Source organism: Nesterenkonia sp. AN1, from assembly GCF_000582475.1.
Classification (GTDB): domain Bacteria; phylum Actinomycetota; class Actinomycetes; order Actinomycetales; family Micrococcaceae; genus Nesterenkonia; species Nesterenkonia aurantiaca.
The window spans coordinates 56,253-71,202 of sequence record NZ_JEMO01000023.1; the positions used below are offsets into that span (position 1 = coordinate 56,253).

General features: G+C 68.4%; 13 protein-coding genes. 6 read left to right on the forward strand and 7 right to left on the reverse strand.

Annotated features, from left to right (window positions below):
• Positions 1-216 precede the first annotated feature (216 nt).
• Genes betT through BG28_RS12000 form a run of 3 tightly spaced genes read left to right on the forward strand, consistent with a single transcriptional unit; the run spans position 217 to position 5,430 of the window.
• Positions 217-2,361 carry a choline BCCT transporter BetT gene (gene betT, locus BG28_RS11990; RefSeq protein ID WP_084479697.1) on the forward strand — a complete coding sequence of 715 codons (2,145 nt, stop codon included), beginning with the start codon at positions 217-219 and terminating at the stop codon, positions 2,359-2,361.
• Between the two features lie 9 nt (positions 2,362-2,370).
• Positions 2,371-3,864, forward strand: a complete 1,494-nt coding sequence (locus BG28_RS11995; RefSeq protein ID WP_036477196.1) for an aldehyde dehydrogenase family protein — start codon at positions 2,371-2,373, stop codon at positions 3,862-3,864.
• Between the two features lie 9 nt (positions 3,865-3,873).
• Positions 3,874-5,430: a GMC family oxidoreductase gene (locus tag BG28_RS12000; RefSeq protein WP_036477199.1), complete on the forward strand. Its 1,557-nt coding sequence runs from the start codon at positions 3,874-3,876 to the stop codon at positions 5,428-5,430.
• Positions 5,431-5,600: 170 nt separating this feature from the next.
• On the opposite strand, the gene BG28_RS12005 is transcribed toward BG28_RS12000, so the two are convergent.
• The gene (locus BG28_RS12005; RefSeq protein ID WP_036477203.1) at positions 5,601-5,906 is read right to left on the reverse strand and encodes a hypothetical protein; all 306 of its coding nucleotides are present in this window, start codon (positions 5,904-5,906) and stop codon (positions 5,601-5,603) included.
• 10 nt (positions 5,907-5,916) lie between these two features.
• Positions 5,917-6,291, reverse strand: coding sequence for a hypothetical protein (locus BG28_RS12010; RefSeq protein WP_036477206.1), 375 nt, complete (start codon positions 6,289-6,291; stop codon positions 5,917-5,919).
• A gap of 173 nt (positions 6,292-6,464) precedes the next feature.
• Here BG28_RS12010 and BG28_RS12015 point away from each other — a divergent pair, with 173 nt between their 5' ends.
• Together BG28_RS12015 and BG28_RS12020 are read left to right on the forward strand one after the other, a co-directional pair.
• A complete protein-coding gene (locus BG28_RS12015) occupies positions 6,465-7,094 on the forward strand; it encodes a response regulator transcription factor (protein ID WP_235181096.1) in 630 nt (209 codons plus the stop codon).
• A complete protein-coding gene (locus BG28_RS12020) occupies positions 7,091-8,842 on the forward strand; it encodes a sensor histidine kinase (protein ID WP_051501398.1) in 1,752 nt (583 codons plus the stop codon). The genes BG28_RS12015 and BG28_RS12020 overlap by 4 nt, the downstream gene beginning before the upstream one ends.
• 54 nt (positions 8,843-8,896) lie before the next feature.
• Here BG28_RS12020 and BG28_RS15505 read toward each other — a convergent pair whose 3' ends face one another.
• Positions 8,897-9,298 carry a hypothetical protein gene (locus BG28_RS15505; protein ID WP_369797243.1) on the reverse strand — a complete coding sequence of 134 codons (402 nt, stop codon included), beginning with the start codon at positions 9,296-9,298 and terminating at the stop codon, positions 8,897-8,899.
• Positions 9,295-9,669: a histidine phosphatase family protein gene (locus tag BG28_RS16345; RefSeq protein WP_152539288.1), complete on the reverse strand. Its 375-nt coding sequence runs from the start codon at positions 9,667-9,669 to the stop codon at positions 9,295-9,297. The genes BG28_RS15505 and BG28_RS16345 overlap by 4 nt, the downstream gene beginning before the upstream one ends.
• 102 nt (positions 9,670-9,771) lie before the next feature.
• Here BG28_RS16345 and rmuC point away from each other — a divergent pair, with 102 nt between their 5' ends.
• Entirely contained in the window at positions 9,772-10,989 is a 1,218-nt protein-coding gene (rmuC, locus tag BG28_RS12035; RefSeq protein ID WP_051501399.1) for a DNA recombination protein RmuC, read from the forward strand.
• Positions 10,990-11,089: 100 nt separating this feature from the next.
• On the opposite strand, the gene BG28_RS12040 is transcribed toward rmuC, so the two are convergent.
• The 3 genes from BG28_RS12040 to BG28_RS12050 form a co-directional block, all read right to left on the reverse strand.
• Positions 11,090-12,751 carry a DASS family sodium-coupled anion symporter gene (locus BG28_RS12040; protein WP_036477217.1) on the reverse strand — a complete coding sequence of 554 codons (1,662 nt, stop codon included), beginning with the start codon at positions 12,749-12,751 and terminating at the stop codon, positions 11,090-11,092.
• 124 nt (positions 12,752-12,875) lie between these two features.
• Complete coding sequence (locus BG28_RS12045; protein WP_036477219.1) at positions 12,876-14,063, reverse strand: MFS transporter; 1,188 nt, start codon at positions 14,061-14,063, stop codon at positions 12,876-12,878.
• Positions 14,060-14,824 (reverse strand): sulfite exporter TauE/SafE family protein, encoded by a 765-nt coding sequence (locus BG28_RS12050; protein ID WP_036477221.1) that lies wholly within the window; start codon positions 14,822-14,824, stop codon positions 14,060-14,062. Before BG28_RS12050 ends, BG28_RS12045 begins: the two co-directional genes overlap by 4 nt.
• Positions 14,825-14,950: the final 126 nt, after the last annotated feature.

Below are 14,950 nucleotides of genomic sequence, written 5' to 3' on the forward strand. Positions count from 1 at the left end.
TTCCAGGACCTTCCGGGCTCTGAGGAGCGCACCTTAGAATGAGACTCCGTTCAGCATCTGGACCGAGTCCCCGGAGTTTCTGGAGATTCGGATCACATCTACCACCCTCTCGTGCCCCGGACCCGGCCAACCCGTGTCTAAGATGCCTGAGGCTCAATCACTCGAACCTATCGATACACAAGCGCACTCGCACAGCACCGGAAGGAACACAATTTCATGGCATCGGCCACGCAAGACGTCCCCAGTGACGTCCCGAGCGATGTCCAGGGGGACGCGCCACAAGGTACTCCTGCACGCTCGAAGGTAAACCTGCCGGTCTTCATCGGCTCAGCGGCGATCATCATCGCCTTCACCCTGTGGGCATGGCTCGCACCGGACACCGCCTACACCACGCTGGAATCCGTCTTCCTCTGGATCGGCGCGAACCTCGGCTGGTACTACATCCTCACGGCCGGCGTCGTGGTGATCTTCGTGCTGATCGTCGCCTTCTCCCGCGTGGGCCGGACCAAGATGGGACCGGACCACTCCACCCCTAAGTACAACCTGTTCACCTGGACCGCGATGCTCTTCGCGGCCGGAATCGGTGTGGACCTGATGTTCTTCGCGATCTCCGGACCCGCCACGAACCTCACCACCGCCCCCGGGGTGGAAGCCGGCTCCTCCGCGGCCACCGAGATGGCAGTGCTGTGGACCCTCTTCCACTACGGCATCCCCGGTTGGGCGATGTACGCGCTGATGGGTATGGCCTTCGGCCTGTTCGCCTACCGCTACCACCTGCCGCTGAGCATCCGCAGCGCGCTGTACCCGATCATCGGCAAGCGCGCTCAGGGCGCCACCGGCGACGGCATCGAGATCGCCGCGGTCATCGGCACCATCTTCGGCATCGCCACCAGCCTCGGCATCGGCGTGGTCTTCCTGAACTACGGCCTGGAATGGCTCTTCGGGATAGAGCAGGGCACCGGCGCCCAGATCGGGCTGATCGTGCTCGCGGTGATCGTCGTGATCGCCTCCTCCGTCTCCGGCGTTGACAAGGGCATCCGTCGCCTGGCCGAGCTCAACGTGGTCTTCGCCGTGGTGCTCATGCTCTACGTGCTGATCGCCGGCGAGACCACCTACCTGCTCAACGCACTGGTCAAGAACGCCGGCGACTTCGCCGCCCAGTTCCCCTCAATGTTGCTGAACACCTTCGCCTACGACCCGCCCGAAGGTGAGTGGCTGGAATGGTGGACGCTGTTCTTCTGGGCCTGGTGGATCGCCTGGGCCCCGTTCGTCGGACTGTTCCTGGCCCGGATCTCTCGCGGCCGTACGCTGCGCCAGTTCGTCATCGGCACGCTGATCATCCCGTTCGGCTTCATCCTGCTGTGGATCTCGATCTTCGGCAACGGGGCGATCTGGGAGTTCCTCAGCGGCAACACCGAGTTCATCACCGCCGCGGTGGAGAGCCCCGAGTCCAGCTACTACCTGCTGCTGGAGCAGTACCCCGGTGCCACTTTCACCATCGGCCTCTCGGTCATCACCGGCCTGCTGTTCTACATCACCTCCGCCGACTCCGGGGCCCTGGTGATGGCGAACTTCACCTCCAAGCCGCTGAGCCATTCCGACGACGGCGCCCCGTGGCTCCGCGTCTTCTGGGCCCTGGCCACCGGTGCGCTCACGCTGGCGGTGCTGATGCTCGACGGGGTCTACACCCTGCAGATGGCCACGGTCATCATCGGACTGCCGTTCTCGGTGGTGATGTATCTGCTCATGGTGGGCATCTGGCGAGCGCTGCAGATGGAGCGCTATAACCGGGAGTCCCGCGAGGCCACCCTGCCCTGGATGGTCTCCGAGCGCAGCCAGGACTCCGGCGAGCGTGGCGGGCTGAGCTGGCGCCGTCGTCTGGCCCGTGGCATGCACTTCCCTTCCGCGAAGCAGGCCACCGAGTTCGTCAACACCGTGGCCGCACCGGCAGTCGAAGATGTCGCCACCGAGCTGCGAGAACAAGGAGCCGAGGTCAGCTGCGAACGCGGCCTGGTCCCGGACACCCAGATCCCGCACATCGATCTGCACGTCTACTTCGGCGAGCAGACCGAGTTCAAGTACCAGGTCTACCCGATCGCCTACTCGGTGCCGAGCTTCGCACGTAGCATGCGCCCCACCGAGGAGACCTACTACCGTGTGGAGACGTTCTCCGCCACCGGCTCGGAAGGTCATGACCTCATGGGCTACACCCGGGAGCAGGTCATCGCCGATGTCCTGGACTCCTACGAACGGCACCTGGCCTTCCTCACCATGAGTGAAGAAGGCGGGCAGTCCTCCTCGCTGCACACCGGCAGCAACATCCCAGACGACTGGGACCACGACCGCACCAATGGAAGCTGAGGATCACACATGAGCACAGCAGAACAGGTCACCACGCTGTTCATCGACGGGAAATGGGTCGCAGCCCGGTCCGGCGAAACGCGCACCATCCACTGCCCCGCAGACGGCTCCGACGTGGGTGTGGTCTCCGAAGCCGGTGAGGCCGACACCCTGGCCGCGATCGCCGCCGCCCGCAAGGCCTTCGACTCCCACGTCTGGTCGGACACCCCCGCGGCTGAGCGCGGAGCCTTCGTGCTGGCCGTGGCCGATGCCATCGAGGCGCGCAAGGACGAATTCGCCCGCGCCGAGGCGCTGGACACCGGCAAGCGCTTCGTGGAGGCGCAGATCGACATGGACGACATCATCGGCTGCTACCGGCACTTCGGGAAGCTGGCCGACGCCGAGTCCGGCCGCCTGGTCGACGCCGGGGACCCCACCGTGGTCTCCCGGGTGGTCTATGAGCCGGTCGGGGTCTGCGGGATGATCACCCCGTGGAACTACCCGCTGCTTCAGGCGGCCTGGAAGATGGCCCCCGCCCTGGCCGCGGGAAACAGCTTCATCCTCAAGCCCGCGGAGCTGACCCCGCACACCGGCATGCTGATCATGGACGTCTATGACTCCCTGGGCCTGCCCGCGGGTGTGGCGAACCTGATCACCGGCGCCGGCGCCACCGCCGGTGCGCCGCTGTCCTCCCACCCGGATGTGGACATGGTCTCCTTCACCGGAGGCGTGGTCACCGGGCGCAAGATCGCCGCCACCGCCGCAGAGACCGTGAAGAAGGTCGCCCTGGAGCTCGGCGGCAAGAACCCCAACGTGGTCTTCGCCGACGCCGACTTCGACGCCGCGGTGGACAACGCGCTCAACGCCGGCTTCGTGGACTCCGGGCTGGTCTGCTCGGCAGGCACCCGGCTGATCATCGAGGAGTCGATCAAGGAGAAGTTCGTCGCCGAGCTGGTCCGTCGCGCGGAGCACATCCGGATGGGCGGGCCCTTCGAGGAGACCGCCGAGACCGGACCACTGATCTCCGCCGAGCACCGCCAGAAGGTGTATGACTACACCCAGCGCGGCATCGAGGAGGGCGCCACGCTGCGCACCGGGCACCACTTCGGCGGCGAGGAGCACCGCAACGGGTACTTCTACGCCCCGACCGTGCTCGACGACGTCAAGCGCGGCATGTCCGTGGTGGTGGAGGAGGGCTTCGGCCCGGTCATCACCGTGGAGACCTTCACCACCGAGGCCGAGGCCATCGAGACCGCGAACGACACCATCTACGGCCTGGCCGGAGCGGTCTGGACCTCGGACCGCGGCACCGCGCACCGGGTGTCCTCACGGCTGCGTCACGGCACCATCTGGATCAACGACTACCACCCCTACCTGCCGCAGGCGGAGTGGGGCGGATTCAAGCAGTCCGGTGTCGGCCGCGAGCTGGGCCACATGGGACTGGATGAGTACCGCGAGGCCAAGCACATCTACGAGAACACCGAGCCCGCCGTCACCGGCTGGTTCAGCATGCCGGAGAAATAAGGAGACCCTGTGGAGAACACCACTTTCGACTACGTCGTGATCGGCGGCGGCTCGGGCGGCGCCGCCGTCGCCGCCCGCCTGTCCGAGGACCACAACGTGACGGTCGCCCTGCTGGAGGCGGGCCCCACCGACGCCGACAAGCCAGAGATCCTGCAGCTCAACCGCTGGATGGAGCTCCTGGAATCCGGCTACGACTGGGACTACCCCATCGAGGAGCAGGAGAACGGCAACTCCTTCATGCGCCACGCGCGCGCCAAGGTGCTCGGCGGCTGCTCCTCGCACAACTCCTGCATCGCCTTCTGGGCGCTGCGCGAGGACATGGACGAATGGGAGGCGATGGGCGCCACCGGCTGGAACGCCGAGTCCACCTACCCCTTGTTCAAGCGGCTCGAGACCAATGACGCCCCCGGGGACCACCATGGCCGCAGCGGTCCGGTGAACCTGATGACCATCCCGCCGGAGGACCCCTGCGGGGTGGCGCTGCTGGACGCCTGTGAGGAACAGGGCATCCCGCGGGTGGCGTTCAACACCGGAGAGACCGCACTCAAGGGCGCGAACTTCTTCCAGATCAACCGCAGGCCCGACGGCACCCGCTCCTCCTCCTCGGTGTCCTACCTGCACCCGATCCTGGAGCGGCCGAACCTGAGCATCCTCACCGACAACTGGGTGCGCGAGATCATCTTCGAAGGTGACCGCGCCGTGGGCGTGGACGCGGTCAACAACGCGTTCGGCCGGGCCCATCGGATCAGCGCCACCAAGGAGGTCGTGCTCTCCGCGGGCGCGATCGACTCCCCGAAGCTGCTGATGCTCTCCGGGATCGGCCCGGCGCAGCACCTGGCGGAGTTCGGCATCGAGGCCCGCGTGGACTCCCCCGGCGTGGGCGAGCACCTGCAGGACCATCCCGAGGCGGTCATCGCCTGGGAGGCCAAGCAGCCCATGACGGATGATTCCTACCAGTGGTGGGAGATCGGGATCTTCTCGACCACCCGTGAGGGACTGGACCGACCGGACCTGATGATGCACTACGGCTCGGTGCCCTTCGACATGCACACGCTGCGCCAGGGCTACCCCAGCGCGGACAACACCTTCTGCCTGACCCCGAACGTCACCCACGCGAAGTCCCGCGGAACCGTGCGGCTGCGCTCGAAGGACTACCGGGACAAGCCCAAGGTGGACCCGCGCTACTTCACCGACGCCGAGGGCCACGACATGCGCGTGGCGGTGGAGGGCATCAAGCTGGCCCGCCAGATCGCCGCGCAGCCCGCCATGGCCGACTGGGCCGGGCAGGAGCTGTTCCCGGGCCAGGAGACGCAGACCGATGAGGACCTGGCCGACTACGTGACCCGCACGCACAACACGGTCTACCACCCGGCCGGATCCGTGCGGATGGGCGCCGATGACGATGCGATGTCACCGGTGGACTCGCAGCTGCGGGTCAAGGGCGTGCAGGGTCTGCGCGTGGCCGACGCCTCGGTGATGCCGGAGCTGACCACGGTGAACCCGAACATCACCACCATGATGATCGGTGAGCGCTGCGCGGACCTGATCAAGGCGGCCCACGCCTAGGTCCTCGCTCTGCCCGGTTCCTGCCGGGCGCTCCCACATCAGTGGGCGATTTGAGGGAAATCTCCGGCCCCTAGGGGCGGGAAAATCCCGAAAATCGCCCACTCGATGTGTTTGAAGGCTCTTCTCAGATGAGGGTGGGTCATCGGTGGGTCGAAGCTATCTCATCCTCATCAACCGCCCAGCGTCGCAGCCTGAGCTCTGTGCGACGTCTGCCGCGCCCGGTACAAGTGACCGAGCGCCACCAGCCCGAAGCCGACGCCGAAGACCCCCAGGGTCACGGCCCCGTAGGAGAGCGGGAACTCCCCGGGCATGAAGGCGGGCTCGGCGCTGGGGCTGATCGAGTCGAGGGTCAGGTAGAGCGTCTGGAACACGAATGCCCACAGGTAGGCGACGGCGTACGCGGTGTTGGCGGCCAGCCGCGAATGGAGGAGATAGCCGACTGGGAAGGCGATCAGGATCGTGACGACGGCGATCATGGCACACCCCTCAGTCCAGGACCGGCGTCGGACGACGCTCCGGCGAGAACACCAGGACGACGGCCGCGATCGTGAACAGCACCGACACCCCAACCAGCAGCTTGACGCCGGCTGACACGTCGACGAAGAACGCCGGCAGTCCGGTGAGGGTCACGATGATGACCGCGCCGGCCGCGACGCGGAGCGCGGCGCGGCTGCCAGTGCGCCAGGCGACGATCACGGCGACCAGGCCGACCAGGCCGAGCACGCTGCCAATGACGAGGATGCCGATCGGCGGACCCACTTCGCCCTCCGAAACGGGGAACAGCACGCTCGGGATGCTCGTCGCGCTGTACACGCCGGCCAGCACGAGACCGGCCTTCTGTCGCTTCGATGTGGTGTTCATGGTTGCTCCTCGGATGGGTCCGGTGAAGTAGACCACTCCACTCTCGCCCCGCGCCGCTTCCCTGCACCAGGGACGGCATGCCCGGCCATGTTCCCGCGGATCCCCGTGCGCAGGAAGAAGTTCCTGGGTGAGCCCGGAGCGGACGCGGTCATAATGGGTTTATGAACCTGAGGGTGCTGATCGCGGACGACCATCCCGTGGTGCGCTTCGGCCTGCGGGCGCTGATCGAGACCCTGGAAGGACTCGAGGTGGCCGGCGAGGCTGCCGACGGCGAGAGCGCCGTACGCGAGGCCCAGATCCTGCGCCCCGACGTGGTGCTCATGGACGTCCGGATGCCGGGTCTCGACGGCGTGGAGGCCACCCGCCGGATCCGTGCCGGTGCGCCGGAGACGGCCGTGCTCATGCTGACCATGTACGACGACGACGCGACCGTGTTCACCGCCATGCAGGCCGGAGCCCGTGGCTACCTGCTCAAGGGAGCCGAGCAGGAAGAGATCGACACGGCCATCCGCGCGGTCGTCACGGGGCAGGCGATCTTCGGGCCGGGCGTGGCGGCCCGCATACTGCGCCATTTCACGGCCCCGCCCTCACCAACGCCCGCCCCGTTTCCAGAACTCACCGAGCGTGAGCGCGAGATCCTTGACCTGCTTGCCTCCGGACGGCGTACGGCGCAGATCGCCGAAGCGCTGTTCCTGTCCCCCAAGACGGTCAGCAATCACCTGACCAGCATCTTCGCCAAGCTTGAGGTGTTCGACCGTGCCGCCGCGATCATCCGCGCCCGTGAAGGCGGGCTCGGCAGGTGAGCGCCTCCTCGGCACTGCTCGCGCTGGCCGGCCTCGGCGTGAGCTCTGGCATCAGCGGGTTGGCGATGCTCCGCGTGCAGCGCGTCCGACCGAGCGCTGCACTCCTGGTGTTCGCAGGACTGGCCACCCTCTCGGGGGCCGTTCTCGAAGCCACCGGCGGAGGCGCCGCGTCGCGCCTGGCGTTCGTCATCGGCGGCGCGCTGCTGGCGCCACTGGCACTGACCGCGTACCCGGCGATCACCTGGCGTCACCCGGTGGACTTCGTCTCGCTGGTCGTGATCGGAGGCTCTGGCGTCCTGGCGGTGGTCTGGGCCGGGAGCGACGCGACCATCAGCGCGATGGGCCTGGTCAACGGCTGCACCCTGATCGCACACACCTGGTGGAAGATCGAACGCGCCACGGAGCGCGACCGGTGGGCCCTGACCTGGATGGTGCTCGCGGGTTCACTGGCAGGGACGATCGTGTTCATTGCGGCCTTCATGGAGCTCGGCACGGTCGGAGAGGTGACTGCCTGCCTTGCCTGGAGCACCGTCGCACCCGCCCTGTACATCGGGGTTCGCTGGCCCGAAGTCGTCGACGTCAGGGGCCTGGTGGTGCGGTTCGTGGTTTTCGCGACTGCCGCGGTCGGCTACGTGGCCCTCTTCATGACCCTCGAGTCGCTGATCGAGATCCTGGGAGGCAGTGTCCCGCGTGCTGGCACGCTGGCCGTCATCGGGGCCGTCGCGGCGACAACCTTCCATCCCCTGCAGGTCGTTCTGCGGACGGTCGTCGACGAACTCCTCTTCGGCGCGCGTCCGGACCCCTTGGGAGCCGCCAGCCGGGTCGTCGGCCACATCGGTGACGACCCGGTGCTCGCACTGCGGGCGATTCGCGAGGCACTGGTCCTCCCCTACGCCGCGCTGCGCCTGGACGGGAAGACCATCGCCGAGTCCGGAGCGGAGGTCACCCACACCCGGACCCTCCCGCTCGCCCTCGGCGCGGACCGGACCGGAGAGCTCGCGGTGGGGGTCCGACCCGGTGATCTGACGCTGTCCGCGGGTGACGACCACGTGCTCAGCCTGGTCGCGCCGCTGCTGGCCCAGACCCTGCGCGCCCGGGCACTGGCCGAGGAGCTGCGGGAGTCAAGGGGCCAAGCCATCACCGCCATCGAGGAGGAACGCCGTCGGCTGCGTCGCGACCTCCACGACGGCCTCGGACCCCGGCTGTCCGGGATCGCGTTCACCGCGGACGCCCTGCGCAACACCCTGCGCAACGACGACCCTTCCGCAGCCGAGGACCTGCTGCGGACCCTGCGCCAGGAGACCGTGACCGCGATCGAGGACATCCGGGAGCTGGTCTATGCGATGCGACCACCCGCGCTCGACGAGCTCGGCCTCGTCACCGCCCTGCGTCAGCAGGCGCGGGCGCTGCGAGCTCCTGACGGGACACCGCTGCGGGTCGAGCTGCGGGCAGAGAGCTGGCCGGCGCTGCCCGCGGCCGTGGAGGTGGCCGCCTACCGCATCGTCGTCGAGGCGCTGACCAACGCGGCCAGGCACTCCACGTCGACCAACGCGACGGTCAGCCTCACACTCAGTGAGGAGTCCTTCGAGATCGAGGTCACCGACGACGGGAGCACCGGAACGCCGTGGCGGGCCGGGGTCGGCATGACCTCCATGGGCGAGCGGGCGGCCGAGCTCGGCGGAATGCTCATCGCCGAGGGCACTCCCCAGGGCGGCCGGGTCTATGCGGTGCTGCCCATCCCACCATGACAAGACGGTGGAGATGGACGTCACCCTGCCTGCAGGGAGGTGCGGGAATGGAGCTCAGATCGCGGTGGGCGCCCCCGGGTGGGAGCGCTCGGGGTTCAGCAGCTCCGGTGAGAGGTTGATCAGCCGCAGCCTGGCATGATCGGCGATCTGCTCATCGGTCAGCGCGCGGATCGCGCGGGCCTCGGCGTCGTCGTCGTGGTCCTCGTCCAGCCCGGAGTTCGGCAGCGAGGAGGACACCGGGCCCTTGGTGAGCGGGATGTCGAGCACCGTGACCGAGGCCGGGGTCAGCGGGATGAACTGGCTTCGATCGATCAGCCCGAGCCCCTCGAAGAGCACCCGCAGCGCCGCCCCGTGGGAGACGGCGACGGCGGTGCGCACCTGAAAGCCGAGGTCCGCCGAGGCGGTGGGGGCGGTCTCCGCGGTGGCCCGCACGATGTCGGCGAACGCTCCGGTCATCCGGGCCTGCAGCGCCTGGTGGGTCTCCCCGCCGGCGGGGGTGTAGCTGCCGGCGCGCCAGCCCTCGAAGTTCTCCGGCTCGGCGTCGCGGATCGCGGCGGCGTAGGCGCCTCCCACTCCCCCAGGTTCTGCTCGCGCAGCTCGTCCCAGATGCGCGGGGTCAGGTCCAGGCCGAACTCGGCGAAGGTCTGCTGGGTGCGCACCAGGCTGGAGACGTGGGCCTGTGAGGGCTGCTGGGCGCGGATGAAGGCGCCGGTGGTGCGCGCCTGCAGCGCCCCGGAGTCGGACAGCTCGATGTCCGAGTGGCCCTGCAGCCGGTGCGCCTTGTTCCACTCGGTCTCGCCATGGCGGACCAACAGGATGCGAATCATGGATCTCCTCGGGATTTCTCGCGATCGGGTTCTCACTGGGGAGGTTCAACCTCAGGTTCTCTCGCGCCAGACTATGTCAGTGCCCGGTGACATGCTGGTGCCATGACCTTTCCGTACTTCATCTCCGTTCTCCTGCTCGGCGTGCTGCTCGGCGTCCTGGGGACCATGCTGGTGCTCTACCTGCTGCGCCGCGGCACCGAGGACGCGGCGCAGCTGCGCAGCCAGCTCCACGGCGCGCAGGCAGAGCTGGCTGATTCCCAGCAGCGGCTCGTGGGGGTGCAGCAGGAGCTGGCCACCGCGGAAGGCCGGCTCTGGGAGCTCGAGCGCCGGCGCGAGGAGGATTCCGAGGCCGAGCGGGAGCGCGAGACGCTGGTGGAGATGCTGCACCCGGTGCGCCAGGGCGTCACCGAGATGCACCGCCGGGTCCAGGAGCTCGAGACCGAGCGGGCCGCGCAGCATTCCCGGCTCTCGCAACAGCTGACCTCCGCCGCGGAGACCGACGCGCGGATCATCGAATCCACCCAGGCGCTGCTGGGGAGCCTGCATTCCACCTCGGCGCGCGGGCACTGGGGCGAGGTGCAGCTGCGCCGCGTCGTGGAGTCCGCCGGGATGCTCCCGCACGTGGACTTCACCGAACAGTTCAGCGGACGCGGCGCCGACGGGCAGCTGCTGATCCCCGACATGGTGGTGCACCTGCCCGGTGGGCGCCAGCTGGTGCTGGATGCGAAGGCGCCGCTGAACGCCACCGACCCCAAGGCGCAGGCCAAGGCGCTGCGCTCCCGGGTCGATGAGCTGGCGAAGAAGCGCTACTGGGAGGCCGTGGACCTCTCCCCCGATGTGGTGTTCTGCTTCGTCCCGGCCGAGTCGCTGCTCTCGGCGGCGATGGAGGCGGACCCGATGCTGCTCGATGACGCGCTCTCCAAGGGCGTCACCCTGGTCTCTCCCGCCTCGCTGCTGGCCTCGCTGAAGGCGGTGTCCGCGGCCTGGCGGCAGGAGCGGCTGGCGCAGAACATCCGCGAGGTCGTGGACCACTCCCGGGATCTCTACCGCCGGCTGGCGAAGATGAGCGAACACCTGGCCCGGACCGGGGACCGGCTGCGCCAGGCCGTGACGGCGTACAACTCGCTGATCGGCAACATCGAACGTCAGGTGCTGCCCAAGGTGGAGGCGATGAGCCGGCTGGAGGTGGGTGATCCCACCGCGACCTCCACCGAGGGGCTGCTGGAGGACCTCGGCGAGACCCTGAGTGCCACCACCGTGACCACCGAGGTCAATCCGCTGGGTCCCCGGCTGGAGGCCGAACGCACGCAGGAGTTGTAGCACCCGGACTGCCACACCGGCGCGAGAAATCTCCCCACATCACGAAGGGGGGCAGCAGCCGCGATGTGCGGCTGCTGCCCCCCTTCGTCGATGACCGTGCTTACAGGGTCAGTCCGAAGACCCAGACCAGGATGGTCATGCACACCGCGGTGATGATCACGACGCCGGCCACGTTGAGCCAGACGCCGCCCTTGATCATCTGGCCGATCGTGACATAGCCGGAGCCGTAGGCGATCGCGTTCGGCGGCGTTGCCACAGGCAGCATGAAGGCGCAGGTCGCGGCGAGCGCCACCGGAGCCGCGAGGATCAGCGGGTCCACTCCGGTGCCCATCGCCACCCCGGAGGCCACCGGGAGGAAAGTGGCCGCCGTCGCGGTGTTCGAGGTCATCTCGGTGAGCACCAGGATGCCCACCGCGGCGACCAGCACCAGGATCCAGACCGGGATCCCGGCGAGGCCCTCGACCTGGCTGCCGAGCCAGACGGAGAGCCCGGAGTTGCCGAACTGCGCGGAGAGCGCGAGTCCGCCGCCGAAGAGCAGCAGCACGCCCCAGGGCAGCTTCGCGGCATACTCCCAGTCCAGCAGGCGCACGCCCTTGGCGGCGCCGCCGGGCAGCAGGAAGAGCAGCAGTCCCACGACCATGGCGATGCCGGCATCGGAGATGAACGGATCTTCCATGTCCAGGATCTCTGTGGAGATCAGCGGGATGAAGACCCAGGAGAGCGCGGCGAGCACGAAGATGATCAGCACGCGCACCTCTGCGGCGGACATCGGCCCCAGCTTGCGCAGCTCCCCGCGGATCAGGTCACCGCCCCCGGGGATGTCGTCGATCTCGGGGCGGAAGAGCACCCGGGTCAGCAGGACCCAGGCGATGACCAGCATGATGATCGAGATCGGCACGCCGACGAGCATCCACTGGCCGAAGCCGATGGTCAGGTCGTGGTTGGCCGCCATGTGTCCGGCCAGCAGCGCATTGGGCGGGGTGCCGATGATGGTGCCCAGGGAGCCGATCGAGGCCGCGTAGGCGATGCCGAGCATCAGGGCGGTGCCGAAGTTGGACTTCAGCGCGTTGTTGGTCTCCTCGTCGTCGGCGTGCTTGGCCGTGGCCGGGTCCTCACCCTTCATGATCTTGCTGACCAGCATCAGCACCGAGACGCCGATGGGCAGCATCATCACCGCGGTCGCGGTGTTGGAGACCCACATGGAGAGGAACCCGGTGGCGATCATGAATCCTGCGATCAGGTTCACCGGCTTGGAGCCCATGGCGCGCAGGGTCATCAGCGCGATCCTGCGGTGCAGGTTCCAGCGCTGCATCGCCAGGGCGAGCATGAAGCCGCCCATGAACAGGAAGATGATGTTGTTGCCGTAGCTGGCGCCGACGTCGTCCACCGAGACTCCGCCCACGGCCTCCTCGGCGCTGCCGAAGTCCCCGGCGGGGACCAGCAGCGGGAAGATGATCAGCGGCAGCAGCGCGGTGGCCGGGATCGGGATCGCTTCGGTCATCCACCACACGGCCATCAGCACGGCGGTGGCGGCGGTCAGCCGGGGCCAGACTTCCATGTCCCCGGGCATCACGGTGTAGACCAGCAGCGCCAGGGCGACGCCGCCGATCAGTCCGACCATCCGGCGCAGCAGGGCGGGTCGGTCCAGGCCCTCGGCGCGGGCGCCGACCGAGAGCTCCTGGGACTCGGCCTCCGACTGTGTGCGGGGGTCGTATTTCTTCAGGTGGTCACCTGAGACGCGGGAACGCGGAGGCGTCGTCATTGCCGTACTCCTGCTGGTGCGGTATGGGATTCTGCGCTACCGGGTGATAGGGCTCACAGAGTCTACGGGGCCCCGCGATAAGTTGCCAGCTACAACCGAAACGAGGGCGCGAGGGACGGTGCGTTCAGTCCTTGGGCAGGACGACGGCGGCCAGCACGGTCGCGATTCCGGCGAGCCCGAGCACCATCAGCACCGTCCCGGACCAGCCCGCGGCGTTGAGCGCGGTGCCGCCGAGGTAGCCGAAGAGCGAGGAGCCGCCGTAGTAGCCGAGGTTGTACAGCGAGGCCGACTGGGCGCGGCCCGCCGTCGCCGCCGCTCCCACCCAGCCCGAGGCCACCGCGTGGGCGGCGAAGAACCCCGCGGTGAGCACCACCGTGCCCAGGATGATCACCCACAGGTGCGGCACCAGGGTCAGGGCGACGCCGGCGATCATGATCAGGTTGCCCGCCAGCAGCACCGGTTTGCGCGAGTAGCGGGCCGCCAGTCGCCCGGCGCGCGGTGAGGACCAGGTTCCGGCGAGGTAGGCGAGGAAGACGAAAGAGGCGATCCACAGCGGGATCGAATACGGCGGCGCGGAGAGGTGGAAGCCCAGGAAGTTGTACATCGCCACGAACCCGCCCATGGTGAGGAAGCCCTGCAGGTAGAGGGTCCACAGGGTCGGTGAGCGCAGGTTCCCGGTCAGTGCCGGCACGATCGCCCGCCACCGGGTCCGACGCGGGGTGAAGTTCAGCGCAGTGGGCGCCAACCGCAGGAACACCAGGACGCAGGCCACGGCGATGACCGTGACGGTGAGCATCCCGATCTTCCACCCGAGCTGCTCCCCCACCGGGGCCGCCACGATGCGCCCGGTCAGTCCGCCCAGTGAGGTCCCGGAGATGTAGGTGCCGGCCGCAGCCACTGCGATCTTCGGGCTGACCTCCTCGTTGAGATATGCCACGGCCAGTGCCGGGACACCGCCCAGCATGAACCCCTCGATGAAGCGCATCACCAGAGCGAGCTCGAAGCCCTGGCTGACGAACAGCGCGGGCATCAGCACCGCCAGGAGGCCGAAGAAGCAGGCGAGGCTGATCGCCCAGATCATCGCCTTCTTCCGCCCGTGGGCGTCGCCGATATAGGACCAGGGGATCACGCCGAGGGCGAGCCCGAGGGTGGCGGTGGAGATCATCAGCGCGGCCCGGTCTGCGGAGACCTCCTGCTCCGCCGCGATCAGCGGCAGCAGCCCCTGGGGCGAGTAGAGCTGGGCGAAGGTGGCCACCCCGATGAAGAACAGCGCGATCAGCAGCCGGCGGCTGTGCGCGCTCTGCGCCGTCACGCCAGGACGTCCATGGTGCCGCGGAGGATCGCACCTGCTCCACCGAGTCCTGCGAGCGTCATCGCCAGCGTCCTGGCGGTGGGTATGGACACGCGTTTCGCCAGCTGGGTGCCGAGCAGGATGCCGGCGATCACGGTCACCACGATCACCGGGAACAGCCAGCCCAGCGGCGGCCCGGCCTGGCCGTTGACCTGCACCGAGCCCATCAGCAGCTTGGTGATCACCGAGACCGCGCCCATGGTCATGAAGATCGGCTGCAGGGTGGCGGCGAAGCTGCGATGTTCCCAGCGCGAGACGCGGGAGTAGATGACCATCACCGGTCCGGCGACGCCGGAGGTGGTGTTGAAGAACCCGCCGAGCAGCCCGGCGACGAGCCCTGCTCCGCGGCCGGGCAGATGTGGCAGCCTCGGCAGGGCGAAGGTCACCAGCAGGGCGAAGACCACGATCGCGCCGACGATGATCGAGAGCCAGCCGGCGCTGAGCTGTCCGACCACCCAGGCGCCGGGGATCGCGCCGACCACCGCGGCGGGCATGATCAGCCAGAAGCGCCGCCAGTCGACATGGGACCAGACCGCGATCATGATCAGGCCACCGGAGACGAAGGTGGTCATGTTGGTGATCAGCACGCCGAAGGCCGGGCCGAGCAGTATCGAGAGCACCGGGGCGACCACCAGGCCCACCCCGGTCCCAGAGACCCGTTGCAGGATGGTGCCGATCAACACCGCGGCCGCGATCACCGCAGTCATGCCCAGCACCGTCATGGACTCATCGTATGTCAGCCCAGGTCATGCCCAAATCGCGAGCACCCTCGCCCGGTTCGGCGCCCGGCCCGGCACCCGCTGCGCGCGCCCGGCCCGACCCCCGCTGCGCGCAACTGTCGCATCTGT